General features: G+C 69.4%; 4 protein-coding genes. 3 read left to right on the forward strand and 1 reads right to left on the reverse strand.

Annotated features, from left to right (window positions below; genetic code table 11):
• Positions 1 to 1,264 (reverse strand): hypothetical protein (locus MJ785_RS16055; RefSeq protein WP_239381571.1); only part of this gene is annotated, 1,264 nt, incomplete at its 3' end.
• Between the two features lie 844 nt (positions 1,265 to 2,108).
• On the opposite strand from MJ785_RS16055, the gene MJ785_RS16060 reads away from it, so the two are divergent.
• The 3 genes from MJ785_RS16060 to MJ785_RS16070 all read left to right on the forward strand — a co-directional run.
• Positions 2,109 to 5,063 carry a VWA domain-containing protein gene (locus MJ785_RS16060; RefSeq protein WP_239381573.1) on the forward strand — a complete coding sequence of 985 codons (2,955 nt, stop codon included), beginning with the start codon at positions 2,109 to 2,111 and terminating at the stop codon, positions 5,061 to 5,063.
• Positions 5,064 to 5,145: 82 nt separating this feature from the next.
• Positions 5,146 to 8,616, forward strand: a complete 3,471-nt coding sequence (locus MJ785_RS16065; protein ID WP_239381574.1) for a tubulin-like doman-containing protein — start codon at positions 5,146 to 5,148, stop codon at positions 8,614 to 8,616.
• A partial coding sequence (locus MJ785_RS16070; RefSeq protein ID WP_239381575.1) for a hypothetical protein occupies positions 8,613 to 8,867 on the forward strand: 255 nt, incomplete at its 3' end. The genes MJ785_RS16065 and MJ785_RS16070, both read left to right, overlap by 4 nt.

The raw sequence follows: 8,867 nt of genomic DNA on the forward strand, positions 1-8,867 counted from the left end.
TGGCGAAGACGACGATGTCACTGCCGCCTGAGTCGGCCGCGAAGCGGGGCTTGGGGCCGACCTTGACCGTTGGTTGATCGTTGGATCCGTAGTTGAGGGTGATCTGCGCGGTCACACCGGCCAGCGCTCCTGGGATCTTGAGAGCATCCGCCCGGGTGTACAGCCGGGCCTCCACATTGACTGTGCACTGGAGACCCTCGTGCTGCTTGTTCACGCACGGGGGGCCGTTCGACCCGGGTTGTGGCGGCGCTGGCCGCACCAGCATCGCGGTGCGTGGTTTTTGGTCCCAATCCACGTGGGCTTCGATCGTGATCGGTGGGCCGCCCGGCGGGGCTGTCGCGACCACCGTCCACTCGCCGGGCATCGGACGGGTGATGTGCAGCTGTTCCCACACACCGTCCGGGCTGACGGTGCGCTCGAAGGTGGATCCGTCCGGAGCGGGTCTGCCGATAGCCACGAAATCGTCGCCGCGGCCGGGCTGGCGGAAGTGGAAAGCAAGCCGGGCCTCCCGTCGCACGAAGATCGTCGCGTCGGTCGCCGGCAGCGGGACCTGTACGGTCGCCTTTGCCCAGCACTGATTGAGTGGTGTGAGCGCGGCCACGGTCCGCGGCGTCGCGGTCAGGAGATCCTCCCCGGCACGCGACGTGTTCGCCGAGGGCGTGGCGGGCAGCTCGCACCGGCCCGCCCCCGGATAGCTGCTGCGGGCGATCTTGTCCAGGCTGGCGGTGTCCGCGGTGCCGAACCCGAGTGGCCACACCTCGATCTGTTTGTCCTTTAACTCGCCCGGGACGGCGTTGACGAGCTGGTCTCGGGCGTTCGTGGTCCGACGACCCCGGTCGCCGGGGCGGCCGGGGTCGTCATAGGCGACGACGTTGGGGACAAACTGCGGCCCGCCGGCGAGCAGCACCAGGACCCGCCGGGTACCGACGGCAGTATTGTCCGCCAGGTCCTTGCCGAAGAAGCGCAGCGCCCCGGCGATGTCGGCGTCGTTCCCCTCACTGGATGTCCGTCTGTGCAGGCTCGCGACGCAGTCCGCGATCGGCGAACCTGCAGTGGCCTGGCCGGTCGTGGGTGTGACGTGGCCTGCTTCTCGGAAGGGGCAGACCCGGTCGAAGGCGGATCTCCCCTCTGCCGGCGCGCTGCCGAAGCCGGATACCGCGACCTGGTACTCCCCGGGCGACGCGTGATCGCCTGCCAGTGCGGCCTCGGCGATCTTTTTGGCGGCTTCCGCCTCCATGAGGACTTGCGCGTCGGTGACGTTCACGGATTCGTCGACCAGGATCTGGACACGGACCGGGTGCGTCGACGGTTGAGCTACGGACGCGGTCGAAGTGGGAGATCTTGTTTGCGCTTTGACGGGAATAGCCAAGAGGGCGATCGAGAACGCGGCGCAGACCCCGACTAGCGCGCGCCCGAAGTGTGCCGTGGACAATTGGCTGGCCATCCCTAACCCCCGTCGGCAGCGGGCTCCGCCGGGCCGACAACTCGCCGCGGTGGAGACCGTACCGGACTACAGCCTTAGGGCCTGTCTGATAGATCTTCGATCGCGCGGATCGATGCCCAGAAGGCGCCCCGCCACGTTGTCGTCGTCACCGATAGAACACCGCTATCGACCGCCCCCCATCCACCGCTTCGCGCTGCACGGGGACCCCGCTGTCCTCCGCCTTGCGGACCGCCTTCTGGATCACCGCCCGCATCGACCAATATCCATCAGACAGGCCCTAGTCGACGGCCATCTTGCAATCCCCGCAATCGACGGAATTAACAGTGAGTGTTTGTACGGATGCTTGTCGTGCGTAAATCATCCTTGTGGGTCAGGCTGCCGCTCAGGCTGAACATCGTCAGACGCTGCCCAGCCAGGGATGCCCGATGAGAACCTACTCCGTAATCGGTGGGGCGTTGTCGACGGGTTGCGTGGCGCTCGGCCCAGACGTGCTGCCCGCACGGTTAAGAGCGCGGATAGTGTGGATGCTGTTCGGGTAAACGCTTGAACAATCGGACGCGGAGGATTCACTTGGTTCGGGAAATCCGATGCGCTCCGGTAGGATCATCCTTCACTATGGGCCACCACGCGGGGGGAGCGTCCATTGGCGGCGAAGCAGCCAGGCTTGAAGGAGTGGCGGGCATGGCCGCCGCATGTCCTGGCCATGCGTGGCATGGCCGGTATGCTGATCGTTGGCATGCTTGTGGCGGGGGTGGCCCTGCCCGCCCGTGGCCAGACGCAGCCGGGTGTTACGCCGAGTGCCGCCGCCTCGGGCGGCGCGTCCGCTCCGGGGGCCGCCAGTAATGATCTTCCTGCCCAGCCTGTTCGGATCGTGGTCCTCGTCGACGAGTCCGGCAGCCTTTCCGACCAGGATGTCGTCAACGAACGTAACGCCGCGTCCCTGATCGCGGTTGCTGACATCTCCGCCCGGTCGCAGGTGGCGGTTGTGGGCTTCGGGAGCTCCGACGGCCGGATCGGGCAGAGCGCGGTCAACCCGATCTGCCCGCTGACCACTGTCAGCGAGCCAGGCAACCAGCAGGAGCTGCTGCGCTGCGTCAGCACGCTGCACCGGCGGACCGCCGAGGAAGGTAACAACACCGACCACGTCGCCGCGCTCGACCAGGCTCTGCAGATCCTCGCCGCGCCTGATGACGCCGACCGCGCCAAGATGATTTTCTTGTTGACCGATGGGCGGCTTGACGTCTCTGGGAGCCCTCAGTACGGTCCCCCGGACGCTGCTGCCCGTAACACCGAAGCGCAGCGGCAGCTGATCGAAAAGATCAATGAGGCTCGTGACGGCAAGGTGCAGATCTGGCCGATCGGCTTCGGCAACGTCGACATGGCCTCCCTCGACGGCTACGCCACCGGCGGTTTTCAGGGGACCTGCAACCGCTCGAGCGATGCCAAGCCGCGGACGAACATCTACACGGCATCGAGTGATGTGATCAAAGCGTTGCTGCAGGCGTTCGCGTCGGCCCGTTGTGCCGGCCTCTCTGGCTACGCCCAGGACACCCTGGCCGGTGGAGACTCCGTTGAGCTGTCGGTCGACATCCCCGCCATCAGCACCGACGGGTCGATAGTGGTGCTGAAGGGCAGCGACAAGGTCAGGGTCACCTACCTCGACCCGCGCGGCGCTCAGGTCCCGCGCGAGAGCCCGGATTTCGACGGTTCGGTACTCCAGGCGACGACCGAGAACGCGACCGCCGAGTCGCTCCATGTCCGTAACCCGCGTCCAGGCCGCTGGAAGGTGCGCCTTGCCGCGCCCGCGGGGGTCGCCACATCCACCGTGGCGGCCTCGGCGATCTGGCAGGGCCGCCTGCGTTCCTCGATCGCGGTCACACCGCCCGCGCCCCAGGCCGGCCAGACCGTGGACGTCCGGGTACGCCTCCAGACCCGTGCCGACGCGGTCACCGACCCGGCTGAGCTGCGCACGCTGACGGTCCGCGCCGAGGCGTCCGGTGACGGCATGCCGTTGCGGAGCGTCCAGGTCGCTGATGACGGCAAGGGGCCCGACCGGCAGGCGAACGACGGCGAGTTCGCCGGTCAGGTCACCATCCCCAGTACCGCCACCGGCAACCTGGTCTTCGTCGGCCGGATCGACGCGACCGGCGTGGTGGGTGACGAGCGACCGTTCACCACCCGGACCGCCAAAGGGCCAGCCGCTGTCACCGGCGACATCAGCGTCGGCGGCGGCCGGGTCGCCCCTGGTGGCAATCTGCGTGGGAAACTCGTCATCAACACGGCGGACGGCCAGCCGCGCACGCTTGGCCTGCGCCTGGTCGACCTGGACCCGGGCACCCTGGCCGAGCTCAGCCCGGCGACGGTCGCGACCGGTGGCTCGGGACGGTCCGAACAGGAACTGACCGTCAGCTTCCGGGCCGGCACCAAGATCGGGCCGGCCAGCGGTGAGATCGATCTTGTCGATATGGCCGACCCCGCCACCGTTGTCGCGGTTGGTTTTTTCGTCGCGAACATCGGTTATCCGCCATCGCTGTTCCAGCGCCTGCTGTGGTTGTGGATCCTGCTGGCGGTGGCGGCGCTGGCCGCGCTGGTCTGGTGGCGGGGCCGGCGACGGGCCCGTCGCGCCCGTCGCGACGTCCGGGATCTCACCATGGTCCTGTACCGCAACAACACGGAGCTCTACAAACTCCGTGCGCCAGCAACACCGTCCACCCGGTTTCCCTTCGCGGTCCGTGACCCCCGGGGCAGGCTGGCGCGCCTCGACCTGGCCGACGGCCGGGAAGACGCCTATGAGGCTCGTCGCGGCGACAGCGGCGAGCTTGTCGTCAGGACGCCCGGCGGCACGACGATCACGCTGACGCGCGGCCGGCCCACACCGATCGGTGACGGGCTGGCGCTGGGCTTCCTCGACGCACGCACCGCGTCAGCCGGGGGGCAGCCGGGGGCTCGCGGGGGTGGCGGGAGCGGCGCCGGTCATGGCCGTTGGGCGGAACGCAACCGTTACCGGCCCGGCACGGACGCTGGGGGCCGCGTCCCCAGCGGCGCCGGCGCGGCATCGGACCGGACAGGCCGTGCCGGTGGGCCGGCGGCGGGCGGTTGGCGGGACAGATCCGGCGGGGATACCGGTTTCGGTCGGACACCGGGCGCGTCCCAGCGGGAGACCGGCCGCCGGGGCGGTCGTGGGGACACGGGGAGCAGCGATGACACTTCCTCGGGCGGCTACGGGACACGGTCGTGGGACAGCGCTGCCCGGCCTGGCCGCGGTGCGGTATCGGATGAGACCGCGGTCACCGGACCCCAGCCCGGTTCGTCCCAGCCCGGTTCGTCCCGACCAGGCTCGGCGTGGTCCGATGTTGATCGTTCCCGTGGCACCGCTGACACCGGCCTCTGGGACAGCGGGCGTCGGGCCGGCCGCGGGGAGCCCAACGCTGCCTCCCGCCAGCCCCGGGCCGAGGAACGCGGCGGGTACGACGCCGCGGGCGAGGGCGGGCACGGCGGGTACAACCCGGGCTCCCCGGATGGGCTGGATCTACATGACGAAATAACCCAGCCTGGTCGCGACGGTGGGCGCAGGCCCCGAGACCGCGACCACTTCGACGGCGATCCCGAGCGGGCATGAGAGCCGAGCCGCCCAGGGCAGTGGCGGCCGATTCCCGGCCCCACAGCTGTGGGCGATGTGACAAGGAAGCGAGCGAGTCCGCATGAACATTTACCAGCCGATGATGTTCGTCGGGCTGGGGGGCACCGGTTGCCTCATCGGAGCGGAGCTGGAACGCCGGCTTCGCAACGAGCTGTGCGGACCGGACGGCCGTGATCTGATCGGCCGGGTCCCCGGCCAGGGCTATCTGCCCTACCAGCTGCCGGCCTGCGTCCAGTTCGTGTACGCGGACCTGAACGAGAGCGAGCTCACCAAGCTCCGCGGCCGGGTGGTGCCGGGTGAGGAACACGAAGCCGCCGTCGCGCACACCCAGCACATCACCCATGAACTCGTTCCCCGTTTCGACACCTACCCCCAGGTCGCGCTGAGCCTGCGCACCAACGCACCCCGGTTCGTCCGCGGCTGGCTGCCGCCGCCCGCCGGGGAGCCCCGGGTCGCGCCGCTCGTCCGCGGTGCCGGGCAGCTGCCCACGGTCGGGCGGGCCGCGCTGTTCGAAACATTCCGCAACGGGCTGGAGCCGGCCCAGCAGCCGGTCGCGCGGGCGATCGGGATGATCGGCAACTCCGGCGATGAGCTCTCCCGGCTTGGTGGGCGGTTCGGCCAGACCTGTGATGTCTTCGTCGCGTTCTCTGTTGCCGGCGGAACCGGCGCGGGCATCTTCTACGACTACCTGTATCTGATCGGCGAGGCGTTCCAGCGCACCGACTACCGGGCGCAGATCTATCCGCTGGTACTGATGCCGTCCGCCTTCGAAGAGGGGATGGGCGGCGGGCGGCGGGCCCGCCTCAACGCGGGCCGGGCCCTGCTCGACCTGTTCCGGCTCGTGGATGACCAGAACGGATCGACCGCTGGCACCGAACTGACCGCCACCGGAACCAGCGGGACCCTTGGGGTGTTCTACCCGGGCCAGGAGAAGGCGACCGCGCTGCTGCCCGCGACGATCCAGACGGCTTTCCTGTTCAGCGGGAGCTACGGGGTCCGCCGTGATGACCTGCACCGTTCGATCGTGTCGCTGATGCTCTCCCTGGTCGGGACGGGCAAGAGCGATACCGACGGCGCGACGGTCGGTGACCGGCTCTACCAGTCGTTCGCTGACGACTTCATCAACCGGGGCGTGGAGCGGGAGGTCCCCGCGCCGTCCGGGATCGGGCTGCGGGGTGTGTCGACCAGCCTGGTCGCGTCGATGGACGTGCCGGTGGACGATCTTGCCGACATCGTCGCGTCCCGGCTGCTGGCGCGCGCGGTCGACGTGCTTGCCGGCATCGCGCCCGGAAGCGGGGAGGACAACGAGCCGGCGATCGAGGAGTTCATGGCCGCGGCGAATCTCGAACCGCTGCTCGCCAGCAGGCCGCTGCCGTTTACCGAGGTCACGGCCGTGCGTGGTGCCCAGGAGATCATCGGGGCGCTGCGAACCCGGGCTCGCGCGATGGAGGACAGCGTCCTCGCGCTCGAGGACCGGCTGCGGGCCGACGTCCCCGACATGGTTGCCACCTTCGACCCGACCAGGGCGATGGACGCGCTCCTCGGCCGGCTCGACCTGTTCCGGGTTCGCCGGGTCGTGCTCGGTGACAGCCGCCTGGACTACGACGAACAGCGCGGCGGCGTGGCCAGGCGGCTGGACGACTACCGGCGGGAACCGTTCGCGCCACCCGGGGTCGCCTTCAGCCCGCCGCAGCCTGTTGACGTCCGCGACCGCCGGCTGGGCCTGAGCAAACTGCGCTGGGGCGACCCGTATGTGCAGCAGACCCTGGCAACCCAGGACGACTGGTTCAGGTGGCGGGCACAGTCGGTGTGGAGCGCTGCCTGGATGGGCCAGGCGGCCCGGTGGGGGCGGATCTTCGAACGGGCACGCCAACAGCTCGGGGCGGTCACGGCCGCATTCGACGATCACGCGCAGAACGAGCCGGGGACGTTCGCCAAGCGAAGCGCCGAGCTGTACCGCAACCGGGTCGGCGTCACCTATCTGCTGCCCCCGGTGGACATGGAGGCCTTCTACCGGGGGGTGCTCGAGCGGTTCGTCCGGCGCGACCACAGCCGCAACACCGCGACCGAGGCGGATGTGCTCAGGTCCCTGCTCGGCGCCGACGGCTGGCGCCCGGCCTGGGCCGCGGCGATCGACCGCGGCCCGACCGCGGCTGTCGCGGTCGTCCGTGAGCGTCTCAAGCAGGAGGTCAAGAGGCTGTTCACGCAGGAAAGCGATGCCAGCGCGGACGCGCTCCTGCCGACGATGGCGAAGCTGCTCGCCGGTGCCGCGCGGCGTGAGGCCATGACGTCCGTCACCGACGAGGTCCGCCAGTTCCAGGCGAAGATCCACGGTTTGGTCCCGGCCAACTTCACCCCGCAGGGCTCCGGGGCGCTCAAGGTACTCATCTCCTACCCGGCGGGCGGCGCTGACCCGACGATCGAACGCTTCCTACGGGAGCAGATCCGGCTCCCCCGGGAGCCGAGCATGGTGGTCGAGTTCCGGCCGATCAACGCCGAGTCGATCGCGGTGGTGCTGTTCCGGACCTCCATGAGCATCACCGAGGTGCCCGAACTGCGGGAGATCCTGCACCACTGGTCCGACGCCCTCGGCAACGAACAGCCGCACGACTTCCTGAAATGGCGCCAGCGGGTCGGGTACGACTACGGCTGGCTGGCGACCACCGAGGAGCACCGGGTCCGCATCCTGCACCACCTGTTGTGCGCGATGTGGAACGGCAACATCCGCACCCGGGGCGGTGAGCGCGACTCACCGGCACAGGTGCGTGTGCAGCTCGCCGACGACGACGAGCACCAGGTGTCGATGACCCTGTCGCTGGCGCCGTTCGAGCCGGCGTCGTCGTGGGGCAGCCTGCTGCGGGCCTACGAGGACTGGACCCTCGCCGACGACGAGCAGATCAGGCGTGACTTCTGCGAGCAGCTCATGCGCACCCTTCCCGAAGGCGTGTCCGGCCGGGCGAAGCAGCCGAGCGAGCTTTTCCTGCGGATGCTCAGCCTCGCCAGGGAACAGGCGGTGCTGCTTGACGACATGCGCCGCGGGCTTCCCGCTGGCAGCCGGGGCTGGGCGGGTCAGCTGCACGGGTTCTGGACGAAGACGTTCAGCGCGGCCATGGAGATGCCGTTCGAGAATGTCTCGCTGCGCGCCCGCACCAACCTCGCCGAACTGTACGAACTGGTGGTACGCCGGCCCCGCGGCGTTGGCCCGCTGGCCGGTGGCGCACGGTCCGGGCCGGCCGAGGACGCCAGCCAGCGGGGGCCGGGCGGCTCCGGACCCGCTGAGGCGAGCTGGGAGGCGGGGGAACGCCGCGGCCGGGACGGCTATCAGCGGGCCGGCCGGCAGCACAGCGACGACAACCACGACGGCCGGCGGCCGGCCGAGCTGCGTAAGGATCTCGATGGCGGAGGGTTCCCGGGCAGCGGAGCCGGAAATCCCGGGGACGGCCACCGGAGCGTTGACTATCAGGCCGATGGTTATCAGATAGATGATTATGGGGCGGATGGCTACCAGGCCGACGATGAGGGCTGGTCGTGACTGACTCGACCCTGGCCCGGGCCACGCCGACGGTCGTCGAAATCGATCTCCGTACCCGGTACGCCGAAGTCATGGATGTCGAGCGCTTCTCCGACATCCAACGGGTCTTCATCCGGGATCTGGGGGTGGCGGAGAGCGACCCCGGCCGGGTGCTCCTGATCGACGACTCCCGGTCGCTCGTCGAGCATGCTCCGGGGCTTGAGCGGATCATCACAGCTCGATCGGTGAACCAGGTCGTCTGCCTGGTTGTC

The sequence above is a fragment of the Protofrankia sp. CiT1 genome (assembly GCF_917627335.1).
GTDB lineage: Bacteria > Actinomycetota > Actinomycetes > Frankiales > Frankiaceae > Protofrankia.

Bases quoted from the DNA above. Each gene is read 5' to 3' on its own strand.
- MJ785_RS16065 (WP_239381574.1), top strand. From the start codon at position 5,146: ATGAACATTTACCAGCCGATGATGTTCGTCGGGCTGGGGGGCACCGGT.